Origin of the sequence: Pseudonocardia acidicola (assembly GCF_012911935.1) — a bacterium.
GTDB lineage: Bacteria > Actinomycetota > Actinomycetes > Mycobacteriales > Pseudonocardiaceae > Pseudonocardia > Pseudonocardia acidicola.
In genome coordinates this window covers 34,129-55,131 of record NZ_JAAXLA010000045.1, presented here as the reverse complement: position 1 = coordinate 55,131, position 21,003 = coordinate 34,129, and the positions used below count along the sequence as shown (strand labels likewise).

The 21,003-nt window shown below is 70.9% G+C and carries 18 protein-coding genes and 1 pseudogene; 10 read left to right on the top strand and 9 right to left on the bottom strand.

What is annotated here, in order from left to right:
- Nucleotides 1–423: 423 nt before the first annotated feature.
- Genes pqqC through HF526_RS22035 form a run of 4 tightly spaced genes read left to right on the top strand, consistent with a single transcriptional unit; the run spans nucleotide 424 to nucleotide 3,031 of the window.
- On the top strand, nucleotides 424–1,119 hold the full coding sequence (gene pqqC / locus HF526_RS22050; RefSeq protein ID WP_169383445.1) for a pyrroloquinoline-quinone synthase PqqC: 696 nt from the start codon (nucleotides 424–426) through the stop codon (nucleotides 1,117–1,119).
- Nucleotides 1,109–1,399, top strand: a complete 291-nt coding sequence (gene pqqD / locus HF526_RS22045) for a pyrroloquinoline quinone biosynthesis peptide chaperone PqqD (protein ID WP_211177628.1) — start codon at nucleotides 1,109–1,111, stop codon at nucleotides 1,397–1,399. Before pqqC ends, pqqD begins: the two co-directional genes overlap by 11 nt.
- Entirely contained in the window at nucleotides 1,392–2,477 is a 1,086-nt protein-coding gene (gene pqqE, locus HF526_RS22040; RefSeq protein WP_169383443.1) for a pyrroloquinoline quinone biosynthesis protein PqqE, read from the top strand. The genes pqqD and pqqE overlap by 8 nt, the downstream gene beginning before the upstream one ends.
- 2 nt (nucleotides 2,478–2,479) lie before the next feature.
- The gene (locus HF526_RS22035; protein WP_169383442.1) at nucleotides 2,480–3,031 is read left to right on the top strand and encodes a manganese efflux pump MntP; all 552 of its coding nucleotides are present in this window, start codon (nucleotides 2,480–2,482) and stop codon (nucleotides 3,029–3,031) included.
- 524 nt (nucleotides 3,032–3,555) lie between these two features.
- Here the strand turns inward: HF526_RS22035 and HF526_RS22030 are convergent.
- Nucleotides 3,556–4,944 (bottom strand): condensation domain-containing protein, encoded by a 1,389-nt coding sequence (locus HF526_RS22030; RefSeq protein ID WP_169383441.1) that lies wholly within the window; start codon nucleotides 4,942–4,944, stop codon nucleotides 3,556–3,558.
- 21 nt (nucleotides 4,945–4,965) lie between these two features.
- Nucleotides 4,966–6,348: a condensation domain-containing protein gene (locus tag HF526_RS22025; protein WP_169383440.1), complete on the bottom strand. Its 1,383-nt coding sequence runs from the start codon at nucleotides 6,346–6,348 to the stop codon at nucleotides 4,966–4,968.
- Between the two features lie 448 nt (nucleotides 6,349–6,796).
- Between HF526_RS22025 and HF526_RS22020 the strand changes: the two genes are divergently transcribed.
- From HF526_RS22020 to HF526_RS22005, 4 genes are all read left to right on the top strand, one after another.
- Entirely contained in the window at nucleotides 6,797–6,976 is a 180-nt protein-coding gene (locus HF526_RS22020) for a hypothetical protein (protein ID WP_169383439.1), read from the top strand.
- A 1,300-nt stretch (nucleotides 6,977–8,276) separates the two neighbouring features.
- A complete protein-coding gene (locus tag HF526_RS22015; protein ID WP_169383438.1) occupies nucleotides 8,277–8,462 on the top strand; it encodes a three-helix bundle dimerization domain-containing protein in 186 nt (61 codons plus the stop codon).
- A 430-nt stretch (nucleotides 8,463–8,892) separates the two neighbouring features.
- Nucleotides 8,893–9,402, top strand: coding sequence for a hypothetical protein (locus tag HF526_RS34695; RefSeq protein ID WP_211177627.1), 510 nt, complete (start codon nucleotides 8,893–8,895; stop codon nucleotides 9,400–9,402).
- Between the two features lie 68 nt (nucleotides 9,403–9,470).
- Nucleotides 9,471–9,896: a cadmium resistance transporter gene (locus tag HF526_RS22005; RefSeq protein ID WP_169383437.1), complete on the top strand. Its 426-nt coding sequence runs from the start codon at nucleotides 9,471–9,473 to the stop codon at nucleotides 9,894–9,896.
- A gap of 917 nt (nucleotides 9,897–10,813) precedes the next feature.
- On the opposite strand, the gene HF526_RS22000 is transcribed toward HF526_RS22005, so the two are convergent.
- Nucleotides 10,814–10,981 (bottom strand): hypothetical protein, encoded by a 168-nt coding sequence (locus tag HF526_RS22000; protein ID WP_169383436.1) that lies wholly within the window; start codon nucleotides 10,979–10,981, stop codon nucleotides 10,814–10,816.
- Between the two features lie 75 nt (nucleotides 10,982–11,056).
- Here HF526_RS22000 and HF526_RS21995 point away from each other — a divergent pair, with 75 nt between their 5' ends.
- Nucleotides 11,057–12,454, top strand: a complete 1,398-nt coding sequence (locus HF526_RS21995; protein ID WP_211177626.1) for a cytochrome ubiquinol oxidase subunit I — start codon at nucleotides 11,057–11,059, stop codon at nucleotides 12,452–12,454.
- On the top strand, nucleotides 12,451–13,647 hold the full coding sequence (locus HF526_RS21990) for a cytochrome d ubiquinol oxidase subunit II (RefSeq protein ID WP_169383435.1): 1,197 nt from the start codon (nucleotides 12,451–12,453) through the stop codon (nucleotides 13,645–13,647). The genes HF526_RS21995 and HF526_RS21990 overlap by 4 nt, the downstream gene beginning before the upstream one ends.
- A gap of 45 nt (nucleotides 13,648–13,692) precedes the next feature.
- On the opposite strand, the pseudogene HF526_RS35590 reads toward HF526_RS21990, so the two are convergent.
- The 6 genes and pseudogenes from HF526_RS35590 to gcvP all read right to left on the bottom strand — a co-directional run.
- Nucleotides 13,693–13,868 (bottom strand): annotated as a pseudogene (locus HF526_RS35590) (lipoyl synthase); the annotation flags it as partial.
- A gap of 17 nt (nucleotides 13,869–13,885) precedes the next feature.
- Nucleotides 13,886–15,265 (bottom strand): L-serine ammonia-lyase, encoded by a 1,380-nt coding sequence (locus HF526_RS21980; protein WP_169383452.1) that lies wholly within the window; start codon nucleotides 15,263–15,265, stop codon nucleotides 13,886–13,888.
- Nucleotides 15,266–15,270: 5 nt separating this feature from the next.
- Entirely contained in the window at nucleotides 15,271–16,551 is a 1,281-nt protein-coding gene (gene glyA, locus HF526_RS21975) for a serine hydroxymethyltransferase (protein WP_169383434.1), read from the bottom strand.
- Nucleotides 16,548–16,961, bottom strand: coding sequence for a glycine cleavage system protein GcvH (gcvH, locus tag HF526_RS21970; protein WP_169383433.1), 414 nt, complete (start codon nucleotides 16,959–16,961; stop codon nucleotides 16,548–16,550). The genes glyA and gcvH overlap by 4 nt, the downstream gene beginning before the upstream one ends.
- Before the next feature lie 17 nt (nucleotides 16,962–16,978).
- Nucleotides 16,979–18,076, bottom strand: a complete 1,098-nt coding sequence (gene gcvT, locus HF526_RS21965; RefSeq protein WP_169383432.1) for a glycine cleavage system aminomethyltransferase GcvT — start codon at nucleotides 18,074–18,076, stop codon at nucleotides 16,979–16,981.
- Complete coding sequence (gene gcvP, locus HF526_RS21960) at nucleotides 18,076–20,955, bottom strand: aminomethyl-transferring glycine dehydrogenase (protein ID WP_169383431.1); 2,880 nt, start codon at nucleotides 20,953–20,955, stop codon at nucleotides 18,076–18,078. The genes gcvT and gcvP overlap by 1 nt, the downstream gene beginning before the upstream one ends.
- Between the last annotated feature and the right edge of the window lie 48 nt (nucleotides 20,956–21,003).

The window sequence follows — 21,003 nt, the reverse complement described above, 5'->3', positions numbered from 1 at the left end:
ATTCGTCTCGTAGGCTCGGAGATGTCTATAAGAGACAGTTTCCGCAGTGGACCTGCGGGAGGGGCGGGGCTGCAGTTGCACGCCACCGTCGCCGTGCGCGAGACGCTGTGCGACGGGACGGCGTTGCCCCGGACGCCCGACGCTACTGCCCGATCGAGTGGCGCCCGGTGGTACCCGGAGCCGACATGTCCCTGGCTGACGGGCTGTCCTACCGGGCGTTCGACGTCCCCGCCACGAAGCGGGCGCGCTTCGGGCCCGGTGATTGATGAGGAAGGGCGGGTCGTGGGCCATCGCCCACCGACGAGCACAGCGGCCGGGCAGTGGTGTACCTGCCGGGCGTGCAGGAGCTCACGGCGGGGGTGAGTGCGGAGCGTGGGGTGGAAGTGGCCATGGACGGCCTCGAGGTGCAGGTCTGGAGCCGCGATGACGACAACGACGAGAACAGGGACCGACGGTCTGGTCGAGGCGCTGCGCTCCCAGGCACGGCGTTACCACGACCGGCACCCCTTCCACATCAGAATGAACGACGGCCGGCTCAGCCGCCGCCAGATCCGGGGTTGGGTGGCCAACCGCTACTACTACCAGGAGAACATTCCGCGCAAGGATGCCGCGATCCTCGCCAACTGCCCCGACCGCGAGGTGCGCCGGCGCTGGGTCCGCCGCATCGTCGACCACGACGGCACGGCGGGCGAGGAGGGCGGCATCGAGGCCTGGCTGCGCCTGGGCGAGGCCGTGGGGCTGACCCGCGAGGAGATCGCGGATGGGCGGCATCTGGTCCCCGGTGTCCGGTTCGCCGTCGACGCCTACGTCACCTTCGCCCGCACCAAGCCGTGGGTCGAGGCGGTGGCGTCGTCGCTGACCGAGCTCTTCGCACCGGACCTGATGGCCGAGCGCCTCGCCGCGTTCGAGCGCCACTACACCTGGATCGACCGTGGCGGCCTTGCCTACTTCCGGGCCCGACTGGAGCAGGCCCCGCGCGACTCCGAACACGCCCTCGAGGTGGTGACCCGGCACTGTCGATCGGCGCAGGACCAGGCACGGGCGGTGGCCGCCCTGTCGTTCAAGTGCGATGTGCTCTGGAGCGTGATGGATGCGATCGACCGAGCCTATGCGGACTGACCGCGGCACTGTCGAAGGGGCGAGCCGTCCCGGGCTCGCGCCCCACGTCCGGCTGACGTTCGACCGGGCGCGGGCGCGACACGTGCTGCTCAGCCCGGAGGCGGTCGTCGTGCTGAACGGGACGGGCGCGGACGTCCTCGGCCTGTGTGACGGGCGGCGGACGGTGGCCGAGATCGTGGCGGAGCTGCACGGGCGGTACGACCGGGTGGCCGACGGCGAGGTGCAGCGGTTCCTCGCGCGCCTGGTCGCCAAGCGATGCGTGGAGGTCAGCGATGGATAAACCCTTCGGGCTGCTCGCCGAACTCACCTACCGCTGTCCGTTGTCCTGTGCGTACTGCTCCAATCCGCTCAACCTCTCCGACTACACGGACGAGCTGAGCACCGAGCAGTGGCAACGGGTGCTGGCCGAGGCCCAGGAACTGGGTGTCCTGCAGTGTCACCTCTCGGGCGGTGAACCGCTCCTGCGCCGAGACCTGGCGCGGATCGTCGCGACCGCCGGTGAGCTGGGTATGTACACGAACCTGGTCACCAGTGCGATCGGTCTGTCCCGGCGCCGGGCGGAGGAGCTCAGGGCCGCAGGCCTCGATCACGTCCAGGTCAGTATCCAGGCCGACGAACCCGCCCTCTCCGACCGGATCGCCTGCACCCCGTCCTTCGAGCGCAAGATCGAGGCCGCCCGCACGGTGAAGGAGATGGGGTGGCCGCTCACGGTGAACGTCGTGCTTCACCGGCAGAACATCGACCGGGTCGCCGCCATTCTTCAGCTGGCCGAGGAGTTGGGGGCCGGCCGCGTCGAGTTGGCCAACACCCAGTACTACGGCTGGGGCCTGCGCAACCGCGGCGCGCTGCTGCCCAGCAGGGCGCAGCTCGATCGGGCCGAGGCGGTGGTCCGCGCCGCGCGCGAGCGCCTGGCGGGCCGGATGGACGTCCTCTACGTCCTGCCCGACTACTACAGCCGGTACCCGAAGCCCTGCATGGGCGGATGGGCCGCCCGACAGCTGACCGTGACACCCAACGGCGACGCCCTGCCCTGTCCCGCTGCGCAGGCGCTGCCCCTTCCCCGCGCGAGTGTCCGGGAGGACTCCCTGTCACGGATCTGGGCGGAGTCGCCGCTCTTCCAGAGTTTCCGGGGGACGGACTGGATGCCGGACCCCTGCCGCGGCTGCGACCGTCGTGAGATCGACTTCGGTGGGTGTCGGTGCCAGGCGTTCCAGCTCACGGGTGACGCCGCCCGGACCGATCCGGTGTGCCACCTCTCACCGGACCACGGGATCGTCGCCGACGCCGTGCGAGCCGCCAACGACGAGCAGAGATCGACCGACCTTCTCCTCGTCCCTCGGCCACACCGGGCCCGGTAGCCATGCGTGATGCCACGATCGTCACACTGCTGGTCCTCGGGTTCACGCTCAGCCTGGACAACTTCCGGTCGTCGGTCGCGATCGGGACCGTTCCGTTCGGTCTCCGCCGGGCCGCGCAGATCGCCGTGATATTCGGGATCTGGGATGCCGTGGCGCCACTGGCCGGCGGTCTGCTCGGGCACTACGTCGGCAAGGCGATCGGCCCGATCGCGGATTACGTGGGGCCGGCGGTGATGGGCCTGTACGGCGTGTACCTGCTCGTCGGGGCGATCCGGAACCCGGCACCGGAGGAGCTGGACCATCCGTGGGTGACACTGTTCGGCATGCCGCTCTCGCTGAGCGTGGACAACCTGCTCGCCGGTACGGGCCTGGGAGTGCTCGGGTTCTCCGCGGTGATCCCGGCTGTCACCTTCGGCGTGATGACCGCGGTGATGTCGTTCGCCGGGATGTGCCTCGGGCGGGCTGCCGCCAGCGTGATTCGCATCCGCGCCGACCTTCTGAGTGGCATCTCGCTCGTCGCCGCGGCGATCGTGCTGCCGATCGTTTTCGCGTAGCCCGTCCGAGGGCCAAGGACAGTGGGAGTGAGTTCTGGCGCAGCAGGTACGCGGGTCGTCTCGCGCACCGAGGGCAAGCCGGTGTCGGTGGAGATGATCACCGGGTCCGGGTCCGGGTCCGGGTCCTCGCTCCGCCGGCGCCGGCTACGAGTTCCCACCCGCCGATCAGCAGACGAGCACCGGCTGAAGGACCGCAATGGGACGAGAGGTTCGTGCATCCCCGTGGGTTGTTCAAGTGGCACGCGGTGCTGACATTCGCATTACGAGCGGGAAAAAGCGATACAACAGTGCTTGCTGAGGGGTCATCTCACGAATTCAAGCCTTCGAACGTCTGCCGAGCGGAAAAATCGGCGACGCTTCGTACCGCGTCGATTCTGACCCGGTTCTCGTGATGCCGCGTCCGGGGAGGGGAGAGGAGTGCAAGAGCATGACAAGCCCCAGGCGGCCAACCGTGGTTTCGCTGCTCCAGGATGCTGCGGTGCCGGCCCAAGCGCGCGCCGAGGCTCAGCGGGCCGTCGAGCGGATCACACCGGCGCCGGAACCGGAGTGTTGATCCGGTACCTGCCGGTCCGCGCGATCTCCCGCAGCACGCGCACCAGATGCTCCAGGTAGCGCGGCACCGCGGCTCGCGCCGCCTCGGTGTCCGGGTACTGCGCCTTGAGGTATGTCCGGCCCACCAAGCGGTTCAACCACATCGACACGTCCGCCGTCTGGCCGGGGCCGACCAGCAGCGCCATGTTCGCCTCCTGCCACTCACGCACGCCGGGCGCGTGCCGCATGTCCAAATAGGACGCCATGGGCGGAACGGCCGCCGCGTCGCCCTGGGGGTCCAGGGCCGGCAGCAGCTCGGCCACCCGCAGCAGCGACACCCGAGCCAGGCTCTGCGCCTGCTCGAATGCCGCCTGCGCCCGCGCGACCACCTCGCCGAACTCGCCCTGCCCCGCCAACGGGAACGCCACCGGCCCCAGGTTGATGAACCAGCCCTGCGCCGCCTGCCAGCGCGGCTCGTCCCGCGTGTGCACGACCGCCAGGCCCCGATAGTTCTTGACGTCTGCCAGCTCGTACGCCGTGATCCCCAGCGCCGTCAGCCACCCCGCGGAGAAGCCCGCGCCGTTCGCCTTGCACGCGTGCGAAAAGGCCTCCGCCTCGGCCGCGTCGAACACGTCGAGGTCTACCGCCGCGGTCGGGTAGAACCGGCCCGGCTCGGTGCCGAGCTCGAGTGGGAACGTCGGCGGCGGCCCGGAAAGCCAGAAGTCCAGCCACTCGCGCGCCTCGGGCGAATCCAGTGTCAGGCGGGCTGCCCGCTCACGTTCCAGTACGCACGCGTCGACATAGCTGCCCACCTCGGGCAGCCGCGCCGGCGTGCCCGCCAGTTCCGCTTCGTAGAGCGCCCGCAGCTCCGCGAACACCAGCATCACCGAGTAGCCGTCGGAGTGGCTGTGGTCCACCGCGTAGTAGACGGTCGCGCTGTCCTCGCGCACGATCGCGCCGGCGACGAACGGCGGCCACCGCAAGGGGTCCGTGCCCTCGTCGAACCGCTCGTGCAGGTATCCCGCAATGTCGGCGACCTCCCCGGCGGGCACGATCTCCAGCGCCACGGTGTCGCGCTCGACGGTGTGCCGCTGCAGGCCCCCGTCGTCGAGGGAGAACCAGGTGAGCAGCGTCGGATGCCGGTCGAGCCACTTCTCCAGTGCCGCGGCCATCGCCTCCGGCCGGAACGTTCCCGGCAGGTCGAACACCGTCGCCAGCCACGGCGACTGCGACCTGCCCGCCGCCTGGTTCGCCAGCAATCGCCGCAGGTGGTTCTCCTGCAGGTACGACAGCGGTTCCGGCGTCACCGGGCCGCCCGCGGCGGTGGCCCGGAACTCCACCAGGCGGCCGGGCTCGGGGGCGTAGTCAGTGATCGTGGTCATCAACATCGGTGGGTCCCTTCCTCAGACTGCCGGCTGCGGCACGGCCACGACCTCGCGCAGAACCTGCGCCACGCGGTCGAAGTAGCGGGGCAGCACCGCACGTCCGGCAGCGGTGCCCGGATATCGCGCCGAAAGACGCAGCCCCTCGGACGACCGGATCAGCCACAGGTAGACCTCGTCGGCGTGCGGGCTGCGCGAGCGCAGTGCGGCCGCCTTCCAGTCGCCCCACCGGTCCGCGCCCGGCACGCGGCGAAGGTCCATGTAGGACACCACGAACCGGGGTGTCAGGCGGCAGCCGAGGAGTTCGGCGATGCGCTCGAACGGGATGGCGGCCATGGCCTTCGCCGCCCGGGTCGCGGCCGTCACGGCCGTGAGTACGTCGGGGAAGGCGTCCCCCGGCCGGACGGCGACCTCGAGCGGCGCGAGCCCGACGTACCAGCCCATCGACTCGGCCCATTCCACGGCGCTCCGGGTGTGCATCGACATCAGCGCGCCGAACACGCCGCAGCAGGTTTCGGCCTGTCCCGCGAGTGCGAGGCACGCCAGGCTGCCGGCCATGAACGAGCCGCCGCGCTCCCGGCACCGGGCCTCGAACACGGCCGTCTCGTCGGGGCCCAGCAGCAGGTGACATGTGCCGTCCTGGGACACGCTCGCGGTCTGCTCCGGGTTGACCGGCAGCGGGAACGCCGGCAGCTCACCCCCGTGCGACAGCAAGAAATCCCGCCACGCGGCAACTGTCCGGTGATCGGCGAGCACCTGCCCGGCGGAACGCCGTTCGGCACCGGCGAAGTCGACATAGCTTCCGACGGCGCCGAGCTCGGCGGGCCTGCCGCACGTCTGCGCGCGGTACAGATCGCTGATCTCATGGGCGATCAACAGGATGCTGTATCCGTCTACATTGGAGTGATCCAGGCTCACGTAGACGGTGAACGAGTCCCCGTGAGACACCACCGCGAACACGTACGAGGGCCACGTGAGCGGGTCGGTCTCGCTGTCGAAGAGGTTCTCGAGCCGGGCGGCCAGCGCGTGCCCGGACCCGAAGTGGCCGAGGTCCCACCTGCCCATGCCGACGTCACCCTGCGACAGGGTGCTGCGCGAGACGCCGCGCTCGGTGTAGGACAGGACGCTGCGCAACGTCTCGTGCCGGTCGATCCAGCCGAGCAGGGCCCGTTCGAGCGCGGCGAAGTCGGGGCGCCCGGGAAGCTCGAACGCGGTGCCGAGCCAGGACGCGGCGGTCTGCCCGGCCTCGCGGCGCGCCCGGGCAACTCGTAGGTGCGCCTCCTGGACGTAGGCGGCGGGACGTGGGTCGGCCACCACGTTCGTGCCACCCGTTCGAAAGAACGGACGTAATACGGTACACTCGCCGGTACGGACGTGATAGCCGGAAAGTTCGGTGAACTGCACGTGAAATACACGCTCCTCTCCAGACTCGAGCTGCGACGACGGAGGGTGGGAAGCCGGAATTACGGAGAGTTGCGGCGACTGCGCCGCGGTACGGCGGAAGAGTATCCGTCCATCCGAAAGGATGACAACGTGCCAATTGGTGACCTGTCGCACAGCCCGCGAATTCCACATCGTGGACCCAGGCTATTAATTGCGAACTGCGCATGGTTGGCGTGGCTGGAAATTCCGCATCGCGGATCTCCGGGTGGAATTCCATATCGTGGACCCAGGCTAGGAATTCCTTATCGTGGACCCAGTGGGTCTACAGTGGTCGGCGCTGCGGGCTGAGTGCCAGCAGGAAGCCGAGGTCGACAGGCTTTCAGGCGAGCCGACGCCGCGGGGCCGCCGGTGTGGCGCGCGGGTGCGCCGCCCGGTTCGCCGGGGAAGGCCGCTGAGGAACGGCCGCCCCGTGGAACGCGTCGGCCGTCTTGTCCGGCGTCGGCGACAGCCGGGCGTCACCGACGCCCTCGGGAGCCTGAGCGAGCGCCAGGTGCTCAAGGTCCTCACCCGGCTGAGCAGTGCACAGGTCTTCACGATCCTCGGGCTGGTCGACAGCGTCGACTGCTTCCCCGATCGCTGGGCGATCTGAGCGATAGCCGGACGGGGCGTCGATGACGAGCTCAGTGGGGCCGACGACGGGAGGGCTGTGTGATGGGTCAGCGGACGAGAGTCGGACTGGACGTGCGTGTCCGGTCGGTGGTCGCACGTGGTCTGGACGGCAGACCGGGCAGCTGTTCGAGCGGGAGATCAAGGGTGGCCCGGCCTGCGGCGAGATGCATCCGACCATCTCCCCGGTGGTCGCCCGTCCTGCTACTCCGATCCGGCGGCTGCCATGATCTCGCGGGTCTGTCAGCGTCGGCGTGATCGACGACCTCGCGGATCGTCCACGAGGTCGACCCAAGGCCCGATCACCGGTCGACGCACGGCCTCGTCGACGTCGTCGAGCTGCCGCGAGAACACGTTGAGCAGTGCGGCCGGCGGTTGTGAGGTCGACCAGGCATTCTGCCTGGACGGGCGGCGCTGCTGCGCCGAGAGTACGGATAATCCTGCGACTGCATGCTGCGAGTTGGCGCACGTGGAGGTACCTCGTGCAGTCGTCGAGTGTCGATAATGCGCGTTGTGGCCCTTTGGGTGGAGTTCATCGACGGACCTGCCGCGGGTATCACCCGTGAATACCCCCATCTGAACATCGCCTTGCCCAGCTTGTTCTGGGCAGACACCGGCGACCCGATGAGGTGCGCGGTGTACCGCAGAAATGCCGATGCCCCGGACTCCACAACCGGGAAGTGGCGCTACGGAGTCACCAACTCGTGGGCCGGGACGCTCGCCGGGTGACCGAGGTAACGGCCGGCGGACGACGAGTCGTCCTGAGCAGATTAATGATTTGGGCCTTATGTTCGGTTTGTGAAGCGGTCTGCGGATCGAGGAGAGGCTGATCGCGGAGTAGTCAGCCTCGGCCTCAGCGCCGCCCATCCGGCTACACGACACTGCAACTCACAATGGAGGCCGTGTTGCTGCAGCAGTCTCACGCACGTAGCGGAAGAGGATCGGTGCCGCGAGATCGGCCGCAATGTCGTGATGAACGGATGCACAATAATTTCTGAGCGGGAACCACGACTGCTCATGAAGATGTTGTGTCCGAAGGTTTGCAGCTATAATGCGAGATAGGCGATTTCAGTGCAGGAAGTCGCGTTCGAGCTTCAGATTGCGACTCATGACGGGAAGTCTGCCGAGTACGGGCTGAGCGCCTGGAAGTGGATACAGTGAGGTCTGTCCAGATATCGCTGTAAGTGCCATCAGCTACCGTGAAAGTCACCGCTTCGGGTCACGGCCACGGACCTTCTCGTCCGAAGTGGTGGCCGGCGACGGAGCAGAAGGGGCGCGGCGGCATGGCCGCTCCAACACCGAAACTCAGCCGCGAGGGCGCCGCGGCGGGCGTGGGCGAGGACCGGGTCCGCGCCACGGTCAGCGAGGCCGCGCGGCGGTTCGCCGACGCCCGGGTGCGCAGCTTCGTGCCGATCCTGGTCGAGCGGGCCGTCCGCGAAGGGCTGTCGAGCCGGCCGCCGCGACACTGAGCCAGCCGCGCAGCCGGAGCCGGCCCGACTGTGCTGTTACGGCGGAGCGCTGGGCCTGGCGGCCCGCGGTCGGTCCCGAGGGCTGCTCGTGCATGCACGACGTGGTCGGCCCGCACCCGCGGGGCCACGGCGCCGTCAGATCGTGTGCTCGACCGGTTCGAGCGACCCGGTCGAGGCGACGCCCTCGTCCGTGGCGCGATCGGGTGCCGCCGTGAGGGCTCGACGGAGGGGGGTGCGCGCGGCCCTCCGGCTTCGAGGCGACCGAAGTTGCACCAGATGGCGGGCCCGTCTGGAGGGGAACACTCAGCACCATGGAATGAACCTGAGGTGAACGGGCAGTGAACGAACCGGGCGGCGCCGGGGAGCGCTGCGGCCGCGTGTGCGGCGTGACGCACTGCGGTGCCGCCACTGCGAGATCGAGGGAGGAACCATGGCCCCTGCCCGAGCGAGGTCCGCCGAGGCCCAGGAACCGCGCACCGAGCCCACGGCCGCGGAATCCGAGACCCGCGAAACCGGCGGCACCGGTCCCACCGCAGCAGGTGCGGAGCGGGAGGGCGGCGGCCGGGGCGCCACGGTGAACCTCCCGTTCGTCACGGCCCAGTTCCACAAACCCGACCTGCACCTGCCGCGAATGCGCCGCCCCGATCTCGGAGCCACCGCGGGCGCGGCCGCGGCCAAGGCGCGGTCGCTCTCCCCGGCAGACCTCGCCTACTACGCCGGCCTGGGGGCCCTCACCGCTTTCGAACTGATCGAGTGGCCGGTGGCACTCGCCATAGGCGCCGGCACCGCGCTGGCCCGCAGCGGACGCAGCAGCGGCGAACGCCACGCCGGCGACCGCGGCAACGGCGCCGACCGCGGCCCGGGGGACGCCGAGTCGGGCCGCGACCGTGGCACACCTGGCACACCTGAGGGGAGAACCGAGACCGGCGGACAGGGCTAGCAGCTCCCGCCCGGGGTGTCCGGCAGCAGTGCGCGCCGGGCCACCCACGGCTCGCGAGCCTTTGCCTGATGGGGACCCTGGCTGTCCTCGGGGTGGCGGCTGCCGCCTTCACCGTGACCAATGTGGACGCCTTCGTGGTGCTGGCGGTGCTGTTCGCGACCAGCCGAAGCACCGGCGTCCCACGGCCCGGCCAGATCCTGGCCGGGCAGTACCTGGGCTTCGCCGCCCGGGTCGCGGTTGCCGTACTGGCCGCGTCTGGACTGCGGCTGGTTCCGGACCGGTGGGTGGGTCTTCTCGGGCCGCTGACCATCGCCGCGTTCTTCGTCCTGCTCGCCGGATGGTGCGCGGCCGCCGCATTGATCGGCAGCCACAAGAGGGTGGCCGCTACCGTCGGCGCCGCCGGACGCTGGCTCATCCCCGCAGTGTTCAACGCCGTCGGCGCGTGGGTTCTCCTCAGATCCGGGGCCCTGGCCAATCTCGCCACCCGCCGATGAGCTCGACAACATGGTGGATCACGCAGCTCGCCGCGTTGTGTCGATCGGGTGCCTTGCCCGCCGCCGAGTTGATGGCGCGCCCTCGGCCGCCCCGCAGATCGGCAGGGAGAGCTGGACGCCGCGGGACTGCCCGGAGCTCACTTTCGCCGTCCGGGCTCAGGGCTGCGGGATCGCGGCGCTGGTCAGGAGGACCGGCAGGACGCCCAGGAGCGCGGTGTCCGGCAGGGCGGGCACCGCGGCGGGTCGGCGTTCCGGTCAGGTAGGTCGTCGACAGTTTCGTTCCGGCGGAGCGCACAGCCGCGGCCTGCAGCCCCATCGCCGGCGTGGTGGCCGCGAGCAGGCCGAACTTCGCGGGCCAGCCCGGGCGGTCGCCTGTGAGGGCCCAGCCGGCTGTGAAACCCGCGAGGATGGTGAGCTCGATTTGCCGGTCATGACACCGGCGAACGCCTGGCCCAGCCGGGTGAAGCAGGCTGCGTCCACGGCTCCGGCGGCCACGGCCAGGACGATGGCCGGCGGCGGAGATGACGCCGGTCGTCGGCGAGCACCGACCGTACGCGTCGGCCGGCGCCACGGCGGTCGGATGAAGGCCGGCGTGGCGTACCCGGCCCGCCGACCACCAACGCCGACCGCGGCGTGCTCACAACCCGAAGATCGTTGACGCAGCTCGCCCGGTCTGGGCCTCGGTCTGGCGCCGGGTCTGCCGCCGGGCGTAAAGTCGGCCTGCTCGTCCGCCGGTCCTTCCGGTCAGCAGGAACGAGCGGGTTCCGGCGGGCTGCAATACGGAAATGGCGCTGCCGGGGCGATGCAGGACGTGCCACCGCCAATCCCCGCAGTGCGGGAACAGTCCCGCCGATGACGTGCCAAGGGCTTGCCACGGCCGGTGTGGGCGGCTGGGCACCGGTCGATCGGGCCGGCGTCTAGTGCCGCGACTCGCGGATTCCGCGGAATGACTCGACCAGCCGTACGAGGACGCCGATGCCACCGATGAGGGCGACGATGAGGCCGACGACGTACATGTCCGGGAGCAGCAGTCCGAGGGCGCCGATGCCGATCCCGAGCAGCACGACGAGCACTGGGGCGAGCATGGGGACACCACCTCCGCTGCCCATGGTGCCTGTGGGGTCTGGGGCCGCCGCTGCGGCGCGGTTCTGGAGCGCTGTGTGAGCGGCTCACTGCTGGTACTGGCCGAGGGCGACATCCCTGCGCGGGCGCAGATGGGTGCGTCGCTGGGCTTCCACATCATCTTCGCCTGTTTCGGCATCGCCTTTCCCACCGTGGTGCTGATCGCGCACTGGTTGGGAATCCGGCGCGGCGATCAGGTGGCGCTGGTGCTCGCCCAGCGGTGGTCGCGGGTGGCGGCGGTGATCTTCGCCGTCGGGGCGGTGTCGGGCACGGTGCTGTCCTACGAGCTCGGGCTGCTGTGGCCGGGCCTGATGGGCCGCTACGGGTCGGCGTTCGGCATCCCGTTCGCGATCGAGGGCATCTGGTTCTTCGTCGAGGCGATCTTCACGGCCATCTACCTGTACGGCTGGGGCCGACTGCCGCCGTGGCTGCACTGGTGGTCGGGGACGCCGATGGTCATCGCCGGGCTCCTGGGCGCGCTCGCGGTGGTCGCGGCGAACTCGTGGATGAACCAGCCCAGCGGTTTCACGCTGCAGGACGGGCGGGTCGCGTCGGTGGACCCGTGGGCGGTGATCTTCAACCGGGCGACGCCGTTCGAGACCCCGCACATGATCCTGGCCGCCTACATGGTGGTCGGGTTCGTCGTCGCCGGCGTCTATGCGGTCGGGTTGCTGCGCGGGCGGTGGGACCGCTATCACCGACTGGGGTTCCTCGTCCCGTTCTGGGTCGGGGCCGTGTGCGCGCCGCTGCAGGTGCTCATGGGCGACGTGCTCGCCCGGGCGGTGGCGCACCAGCAGCCGATCAAGTTCGCGGCGATGGAACTGGTGGCCGACACACAGCGGGGTGTCACCGAGTGGCTCGGCGGCATCTACTGGAACGGGGAGGTCTACTTCGGGGTCGGCATCCCGTATCTCGACTCCTTGCTGGTCGGGTTCTCGCCGAACACCGAGGTGATCGGGTGGAACAGTGTGCCGCCGCAACTGCGGCCGCCGCTGCCGAACCTGCTCCACCTGTCGTTCGACGGGATGGTCGCCATCGGCACGGCGCTCATGGTGCTCGGCGCGTGGCAGGCATGGGTGTGGAAGTTCCGCCGTGAGGTCCTGAGCACGTGGTGGTTCCTCGTCCCGGCGGCGCTCGCCGGGGCCGCGTCGATCGTGGCCATGGAACTCGGCTGGCTCACCACCGAGGTGGGCCGCCAGCCCTGGGTGGTCTACGGGTTGCTGCTCACACGGGACGCGGTGACCCCGGCCGGCGGGGTGCCGGTCACCCTGGCCGCCACGATCGTGGTCTACGGGGTGCTCACCGCTACCAGCATCGGCGTGCCGTGGCTCATGGGCCGCCGCTGGCAGACCCGGGACGCCGCGCGGACGGGGGCGGACAGTGTGCAGACGCCCTACGGCCCTCCACCGGCCCGGGCCGAGGAGTCACGGGCATGAACCCTTCCGACACCACCATCGCCGTCGCCGCCCTGCTCATGGTGACGATCGCCGGCTATGCCCTCTTCGCCGGCGCCGACCTCGGGGGCGGGATCTGGGACCTGCTGGCGGGCGGTGACGAACGCGGCGCCCGCCCGCGCGAGGAGATCGACGCGTCGGTGACGCCGGTCTGGGAGGGCAACCACGTCTGGATCATCTTCGGGCTCGTGGTCTTCTGGACCGGCTTCCCGAGCGCGTTCAGCGCGGTGATGATCGCGCTGTTCACCCCGCTCGCCCTGTCGCTGCTCGGCATCGTGCTGCGCGGTGTCGGCTTCGCGTTCCGCCACGAGGCCGAGAGCGTGGCGACGAAGCGGCTGTACGGGGCGATGTTCGCCGCCTCCTCCCTGATCACGCCGTTCTTCCTCGGCACCGCGGTCGGCGCGGTGGCCACGGGCGCAGTGCCGGCGAACCCCACCGGTAACGTATGGAGCGCCTGGACCAGCCCGACGGCCATCGTCACCGGTTTGCTCTTCGTCGCCACCTGCGCCTACATCAGTGGCATCTACCTCGTGGCCGACTGCGACCGGCGCGGCCATCCCGACATGGCGAGCTATTTCCGCCGCCGCGCGCTCGCCGCGGGCCTGGTCGCCGGGGTCCTGGCCGCTGTCAACATGGTGCTGCTGATGCGGAACGCCCCGTACCTGTGGGCCCGGCTGATCGGTCCCGCGCTGCCCGCGGTCGTGGTGTCCGTACTGGGCGGGATCGCCGCACTGTTGCTCCTGCCCGGCAACCGGCCCAACCTGCTCCGCGCAGCCGCGGCGCTCGCGGTCGTCGGGGTGGTCGCCGGGTGGGGCGTGGCGCAGTACCCCTGGGTGCTGCCCGGTCAGTTGACGCTCGCGCAGAGCAGCGCGCCCGAGCCGGCACAGGTGGCGCTGTTCGTGGCCCTGGGCCTGGCCGTGGTGTTCGTGCTGCCCGCGTTCGTGTGGCTCTACTGGCTGCAGCAGCACGAGGAGTTGCACGAGTCGCCGCCCCCGCCGGTCCCCCCCGCTGCCCTGGCCGGGGAGAACCGCGTGCCTGCGAAGAACGCCACGGCCACCCGGCCTCCTCCCGATCGGCACCCCGTGCTGGAGACGGCCGCCATCGCCATCGTCGTCACCGGTGTCGCCCGCGAGATCGCCCGACACCTCTTCCCGCGGCGGAGCCGGCGGGACTGACACGGGACTCGGCACAAGGCCGCCGCCGCGGTCGCGGCGATGTGCCCCGAGCTGCCTCCGCACCGTGCCCAGGCCGCCGGAGCGCACCAGCGACGTCAGCTCGGTGTACTGCGGGCCGGTCCCGCGCCCGGGTGCGGATCCACGACGGTGTGCACTCGATCGGGGTCTCGCTGTTGCGGACCTCGACGGAGCAACGTGCGGCCTTCGGGTGCGGTCGCCATCGCGCTGTCCTTCCTGATCAGCATTCGGCGATGCTGACCGGCATGGTGGCCGCGAGGCCGCCGAGTGAGGTCTCCTTGTATTTGTTGTTCATGTCCCGCCCGGTCTCACGCATCGTCTCGATGACGGTGTCGAGTGAGACGTGATGGGAACCATCGCCCCGCAACGCCATCCGCGCGGCGTTGATCGCCTTTCCGGCGGAGATCGCGTTGCGTTCGATGCAGGGGATCTGGACGAGCCCCCCGACCGGGTCGCAGGTCATGCCGAGGCTGTGCTCCATCGCGATCTCGGCGGCGTTCTCGACTTGGGCGGGGGTGCCTCCCAGGATCTCGGCGAGGCCGGCAGCGGCCATGGACGCGGCCGACCCGACCTCACCCTGGCAGCCGACCTCGGCCCCGGAGATCGAGGCCCGCTCCTTGTACAGGGACCCGATCGCACCTGCGGTGAGCAGAAAGCGCACCGCCGTCGCGTCGACGTCGGCGGCGCCCGCCGGGACGTAGCGGGTCGCGTAGAACAGGACCGCGGGGATGATCCCGGCGGCCCCGTTCGTCGGCGCGGTGACGATCCGCCCGCCGGAGGCGTTCTCCTCGTTGACCGCCATCGCGACCAGGTTGACCCAGTCCTCGGCGTAAGCCGGCTCCCGGCCGGGGTCCTCCTGGGTCAGGGCCAGGTGCCACTCTCTCGCCCGGCGCCGCACCTTCAGTGCGCCCGGCAGCGTCCCCTCCCGGGTGAGGCTGTGCTGGACGCACTCGCGCATGACGTCGCGGATGTGCAGCAGACCGGTGCGCACCTCGTCGGTGCTGCGCAGCGTGGTCTCGTACCGCAGCATCACCCCGCTGACCGGTTCGCCCGACTCTGCGCAGAGTGCGAGGAGCTCGGCCGCGGTGCCGAACGGGCCGCGGTCGCGGTGGCCGCTCAGCTGGCCGAACTCCTCGCGGGTGACGACGAAGCCGCCGCCGACGGAGAAGTAGGTGTGGTCATGCAGCACCCGGCCCGTGCCGTCGAGCGCCGCCACGGTCATGCCGTTGGGATGTTCGGGCAGGACGGTGCGCGGGTGCAGGACGATGTCGTCCTCGGCCAGCCGGATCAATGGGCCACCGCCGAGGCGCAGCGGGCTGCCGGCCCGGATGTCGGCGAGCCGCGTTTCCATCTCGACCGGGGTGATCCGGTCGGGTCGGTGTCCCTCCAGCCCGAGCAGGATTGCGCGCATGGTGCCGTGCCCGGCGCCGGTGGCCGCGAGCGAGCCGTAGAGTTCCACCCTGACGTCGGCGGTCGCCGCGAGCAGCCCACGGTCGCGCAGCTCCCCGGCGAACCGGGCGGCCGCGCGCATGGGGCCGACGGTGTGCGAGCTCGACGGGCCGACTCCGATCGAGAACAGGTCGAACACGCTGACCGTCACTGTGCTCACCCCAGCCCGGAGTAGAGCGGGTGCGCCGCGGCGAGCGCGCCGACCCGGCTGCGCAGCGGCTCCACTTCCGAGTCGCCTGCGTGGGTGGGGAGCGACAGCGTCTTCGCAATGACGTCAGCCACCTCGGCGAACGCTTCGTCGTCGAAGCCGCGGGTGGCCAGGGCCGCGGTCCCGATCCGCAGGCCGGAGGTGACCATCGGCGGGCGCGGGTCGAAGGGGACGGCGTTGCGGTTGACGGTGATGTCCACCGCGGCGAGCCGGTCTTCCGCCTGTTGCCCGTCGAGGCCGGCGTCCCGCAGGTCGACCAGTGCGAGGTGTACGTCGGTGCCGCCGGTGAGCACGCCGATTCCGGCCGCGGTGACATCGGCGCGCGTGAGCCGCTCCGCGAGGAGGCGGGCGCCGCGGACGGTGCGCCGCTGCCGGTCGGCAAACTCCGGCTGTGCCGCCATCTTGAACGCGGTTGCCTTGGCGGCGATCACATGCTCCAGCGGCCCGCCCTGCTGACCGGGGAACACCGCTGAGTTGATCTTCTTGGCGAGCGCGGGGTCGTCGGTGAGGATGATGCCCCCGCGCGGCCCGCCGAGCGTCTTGTGCGTGGTCGAGGTGGTGACGTGGGCGTGCGGGACCGGAGACGGGTGCAGGCCTGTCGCCACCAGGCCCGCGAAGTGGGCCATGTCCACCAGCAGGTGGGCGCCGACCTCGTCCGCGATCCGGCGGAACCGCGCGAAGTCCAGGTGTCGAGGGTAAGCCGACCATCCGGCGATGATCAGTTGGGGACGATGCTTCTGGGCCAACCGCGCGACCTCGTCCATGTCGATGAGGTGGCTGTCCTTGGCGACCTCGTACGCGACGACGTGGTAGAGCAGCCCGGAGAAGTTGATCCGCATGCCGTGGGTGAGGTGCCCGCCGTGGGCCAGGGAGAGCCCGAGGATCGTGTCGCCGGGTTTGATGAGTGCCTGCATCGCGGCGGCGTTGGCCTGGGCGCCGGAGTGTGGCTGCACGTTGGCATATGCCGCCCCGAACAGTGCCTTCACCCGGTCGATGGCGAGCCGCTCGATGTCGTCGACGTGTTCGCAGCCGCCGTAGTAGCGGCGTCCGGGGTAGCCCTCGGCGTACTTGTTGGTCAGCACCGACCCCTGTGCCTGCATCACGGCCAGTGGCGCGTGGTTCTCCGATGCGATCATCTCGAGGCCGTGCTGCTGGCGGTGCAACTCGCGCTCGATCAACTCGGCGACGTCCGGGTCGAACGTGGCCAGCGGCGCGTCCAGGGCGTTCATCGGGCGGCCCCCGTCTCGGCGATGAACGTGGCATAGTCGGGAGCGCTTTTCAGCTCGCCGAGCGCCTCGACCCGGACGGCGAACAACCAGCCCTCGCCGAACGGGTCTTCGTTGACAAGGCTCGGATTCTCGGCCAGCGCCGGGTTCACGGCCACGACCTCGCCGGAGACGGGGCTGAACAGCTCCGACACGGCCTTGGTCGACTCGATCTCGCCACACGGCTCGCCTGCCGTGACCATGGCCCCGGCTTCGGGCAGCTCGACGAACACGATCTCGCCGAGGGAGTCGACGGCGGCGGTGGTGATGCCGACCCGGACGGCGTCGGCGGGGACGGGTCCGCCGGGCGCGATGGCGACCCATTCGTGTTCGGCGGAGTAGCTGAGGTCGGTGGGCAGCGGGGTGTCGGTCATGGGGTCTCCTGGGAGGGTCAGCGGCGGTAGAACGGCGGGGTGACGACGACGTAGGTCTCGGCTCGTCCGCGCACGTCGATGGCGAGTTCGGTGCCCGGGGCGGACAGTGCGGTGTCGACGTAGCCGAGGGCGATCGGATGTCCGAGGGTCGGGGAGAGCGCTCCAGAGGTGACTCGCCCGACGACGGTGCCGGTGCCGGCGAGGACGGGGTATCCGGCGCGGGCGGCCCGTCGGCCGGAGCCGCGCAGTCCCACCAGCTTCCGGGTGGGTTCGCGCTCGGCGAGGGCCGCCAGCGCGTCGCGGCCGACGAAGGGCTTGTCGAGTCGGGGCAGGCGGCCCAGGCCGGCGGAGTACGGATCGGTGGCGGTGCTGAGTTCGTGGCCGTAGAGCGCCATGCCGGCCTCGAGGCGCAGGGTGTCGCGGCTGGCCAGGCCGGCGGGGATCAGCCCGGCCGGGCGGCCGGCCTCGAGCAGGGCGCGCCACAGGGCAGGCGCCTGCGCGGCGGGCAGGTAGAGCTCGAATCCGTCTTCGCCGGTGTAGCCGGTGCGAGCGAGCAGGACGTCGTGGCCTGCGACGGTGGCCGGGCCTGCGGCGTAGTACTTCAGCGCCGTCACGATGTCGAGCTGTGCCTGCGGGAGCAGCCCACACACGATCTCTGCCGCGCGAGGGCCCTGGACCGCGATCAGGGCGGTCTCGGCGGAGCGGTCGGTCACCGTCGCGTCGAAGCCTTTGGCGCGCAGGGTCAGCTCGGCGAGGTCGTCGGGGGTGTTGGTGGCGTTGACGACGGCGAGGAAGTGGTCCTGGGCGCGCCGGTAGACGACCAGGTCATCAAGGACGGTGCCTTCGGCGGTGCAGAGCAGCGAGTACTTGGCCCGGCCGACCGCGACCGCGGACAGCTTGCCGGCCAGCGCATGGTCGAGCGCCGCGGCGGCCTGCGGCCCGGTGATCTCGATCTCGCCCATGTGGGAGAGGTCGAACAGGCCGGCGGCGGTGCGCACGGCCCGGTGCTCGGCGAGCTCGCTGTCGTAGCGCAGGGGCATCTGCCAACCGGCGAAGTCGGTCAGTGCCGCGCCGAGCGCCTCGTGTTCGGCGTGCAGCGGGGTGCGGGTTCCCATCAGGGGGTCTCCTCGGGGATCGGGTCGGCGAATGCCGCGGGGGCGGGACAGGCGCAGACGAGGTTGCGGTCGCCGCGGGCGCCGTCGATGCGCCCGACGGGCGGCCAGTACTTCGACGTGCGTAGCCGGGCGACGGGGTAGGCGGCCGTGGAGCGGCTGTAAGGCCGATCCCAGTGGTCGGCGAGCACGGTTTCGGCGGGGTGCGGCGCGTGGCGCAGGGGGCTGTCGGCGACGGCCCACCGCCCGGCGGCCACCGCGTCGATCTCGCCGCGGATCGCGACCATCGCTTCGACGAAGCGGTCGAGCTCGGCGAGGTCCTCGGACTCGGTGGGTTCCACCATGAGCGTGCCGGCTACGGGGAACGCGAGTGTGGGGGCGTGGAAGCCGTAGTCGATCAGTCGTTTGGCCACGTCCTCGGCGGTGACGCCGGTGGCCCTGGTCAGCGGCCGCAGGTCGAGGATGCACTCGTGGGCGACCAGTCCGCCCGGGCCGGTGTAGAGCACCGGGAAGTACGGGTCGAGCTGGTGGGCGAGGTAGTTCGCGGCGAGCACGGCGGTCTGGGTCGCGCGGCGCAGGCCGTCGCCGCCCATGAGTGCGATGTAGGCCCAGGTGATCGGCAGGATGCCGGCGGAGCCGTGTGGTGCGGCGGCCACCGGGAGCCCGCTGGAGCGGGTGGGGTCACCGAGCGGGTTGCCGGGCAGGAACGGGGCGAGGTGCGTGCGGACGGCGACCGGGCCGACGCCGGGTCCGCCCCCGCCGTGTGGGATGCAGAAGGTCTTGTGCAGGTTGAGGTGGGAGACGTCGCCGCCGAACTCGCCGGGTCGGGCGAGCCCGACCATTGCGTTGAGGTTCGCCCCGTCGATGTATACCTGCCCGCCGGCGGCGTGTACGAGCGTGCAGACCGTGCGGATGTCGTCTTCGTAGACCCCGTGGGTGGACGGGTAGGTGATCATGATCGCGGCGGTGCGGTCGCCGTGGGTGTCGAGTTTGGCGCGCAGGTCGTCGAGGTCCACGCTGCCGTCGGCGGCGGTGGCGACGACCTCCACGTCCATCCCGGCGAGCACGGCGGAGGCGGCGTTCGTGCCGTGCGCTGATTGCGGGATCAGGCACACGGTGCGGCGGGTGTCGCCGCGTGAGCGGTGGTAGCCGCGGATCGCGAGCAGGCCCGCGAGCTCGCCCTGGGAGCCGGCGTTGGGCTGTAGCGACACCCGGTCGTAGCCGGTGATCTCGGCGAGCCAGGTCTCCAGGTCGCCGATCAGTCGGGCATAGCCGCGGGTCTGGTGGGCCGGGGCGTAAGGGTGCAGCCCGGCGAACCCGGGCCAGCTGATCGGCTCCATCTCCGCGGTGGCGTTGAGCTTCATCGTGCATGAGCCGAGCGGGATCATGGTCCGGTCCAGGGCCAGGTCCTTGTCGGACAGCGCGCGTAGGAAGCGCAGCATCGCGGTCTCGCTGCGGTGGGTGTGAAAGACCGGATGGGACAGGTAGCCGCTGCTGCGTCGCAGCGCCTCGGGCAGGGCCGGCGTCGCGTGGGCGGGTCGGCATCGCACGTCGAATGCCGTGAGCACTGCGTCGACGATCTCTGCGGTGGTCACCTCGTCGCAGGCCACGGCGACGTGGTCGGCGTCGACCCGGCGCAGGTTGATCCCGGCTGCCTCCGCCGCTGCGACGACCGCGTCGGCTCGTCCGGGCACTGCGGCCAGCACGGTGTCGAAGAAGTCGGCGTGCACGACCTCGACGTCTGCGGCCCGCAGCCCTGTGGCCAGTCGCGTGGCGTGGCTGTGCACCCGCTCCGCGATCGCGCGCAGTCCCTGGGGGCCGTGGTACACGGCGTACATGGCGGCCACGTTGGCCAGCAGCGCCTGCGCGGTGCAGATGTTGCTGGTCGCCTTCTCCCGGCGGATGTGCTGCTCGCGAGTCTGCAGCGCGAGCCGGTAGGCGGTGCGCCCCTCGTCGTCGGTTGACACCCCGACCAGCCGGCCCGGCAGCATCCGCTCCAGCCCGGAGCGCACCGCCAGGTACGCCGCGTGCGGGCCGCCGAAGAACAGGGGGACGCCGAAGCGCTGGGCCGAGCCGACAGCGATGTCGGCGCCGTACTCGCCGGGCGGGGTCAGCAGGGTCAGCGAGAGCAGGTCGGCAGCGACCGTCACCAGCGCCCCGCGCTCCTTCGCCGCCGCAATGACGGGGGCGAGGTCGCGCACGACCCCGCTCGTCCCTGGGGCCTGCAGGACCAGGCCGAACAGGTCGCCCTCGGGGAGCGCCGCGGCCGGGTCGACGACCTCGACGGCCATGTCGAGGGCCTCCGCCCGGGTGCGCAGCACAGCGAGGGTCTGCGGGAGGCATTCGGCGTCGACGAGGACCTTCGCTCCGGTGGGCGCCGACCGGTTGGCCCGGCGCATCAGCAGCACCGCCTCGACGACGGCGGTGGCCTCGTCGAGCAGCGAGGCGCCGGCGACCGGCAGCGCGGTGAGGTCCTCGATCACCGTCTGGAACGTCAGGAGCGCCTCCAACCGGCCCTGGGAGATCTCCGGTTGGTATGGGGTGTAGGCGGTGTACCAGGCGGGTGACTCCAGCACGTTGCGCCGGATCACCGGTGGAGTGATCGTGTCGGCGTAACCGAGCCCGATCATCTGGACCTTCGGCTGGTTCGCCGCGGCCAGCGAGCGCAGCGCGGCGAGCACCTCGTGCTCACTTCGCGCCGCGGGCAGCGCGAGCGGCCGGGCGGTGCGGATGTCGGCCGGCACGGCGGCGTCGACCAACTGCTCGAGGTCGGGATGACCGACCGCCTTCAACATGGTGGTCACGGCCACCTCGTCGGCGCCGATGTGACGGTGGGCGAACGCGAGGGAAGGAGCGAACTCGGGGGGCTGCTCTGTCGGCAACGGGGGCTCCGGGTCTCAGAGGGCGAGGGCGCGCCTGATCGGCGATCT

Bases quoted from the DNA above. Each gene is read 5' to 3' on its own strand.
- pqqC (WP_169383445.1), top strand. From the start codon at position 424: ATGACGACAACGACGAGAACAGGGACCGACGGTCTGGTCGAGGCGCTG.
- pqqD (WP_211177628.1), top strand. From the start codon at position 1,109: ATGCGGACTGACCGCGGCACTGTCGAAGGGGCGAGCCGTCCCGGGCTC.
- pqqE (WP_169383443.1), top strand. From the start codon at position 1,392: ATGGATAAACCCTTCGGGCTGCTCGCCGAACTCACCTACCGCTGTCCG.
- HF526_RS22035 (WP_169383442.1), top strand. From the start codon at position 2,480: ATGCGTGATGCCACGATCGTCACACTGCTGGTCCTCGGGTTCACGCTC.
- HF526_RS22030 (WP_169383441.1), bottom strand. From the start codon at position 4,944: ATGACCACGATCACTGACTACGCCCCCGAGCCCGGCCGCCTGGTGGAG.
- HF526_RS22015 (WP_169383438.1), top strand. From the start codon at position 8,277: ATGGCCGCTCCAACACCGAAACTCAGCCGCGAGGGCGCCGCGGCGGGC.
- HF526_RS34695 (WP_211177627.1), top strand. From the start codon at position 8,893: ATGGCCCCTGCCCGAGCGAGGTCCGCCGAGGCCCAGGAACCGCGCACC.
- HF526_RS22005 (WP_169383437.1), top strand. From the start codon at position 9,471: ATGGGGACCCTGGCTGTCCTCGGGGTGGCGGCTGCCGCCTTCACCGTG.
- HF526_RS22000 (WP_169383436.1), bottom strand. From the start codon at position 10,981: ATGCTCGCCCCAGTGCTCGTCGTGCTGCTCGGGATCGGCATCGGCGCC.
- HF526_RS21990 (WP_169383435.1), top strand. From the start codon at position 12,451: ATGAACCCTTCCGACACCACCATCGCCGTCGCCGCCCTGCTCATGGTG.
- glyA (WP_169383434.1), bottom strand. From the start codon at position 16,551: ATGAACGCCCTGGACGCGCCGCTGGCCACGTTCGACCCGGACGTCGCC.
- gcvH (WP_169383433.1), bottom strand. From the start codon at position 16,961: ATGACCGACACCCCGCTGCCCACCGACCTCAGCTACTCCGCCGAACAC.
- gcvT (WP_169383432.1), bottom strand. From the start codon at position 18,076: ATGGGAACCCGCACCCCGCTGCACGCCGAACACGAGGCGCTCGGCGCG.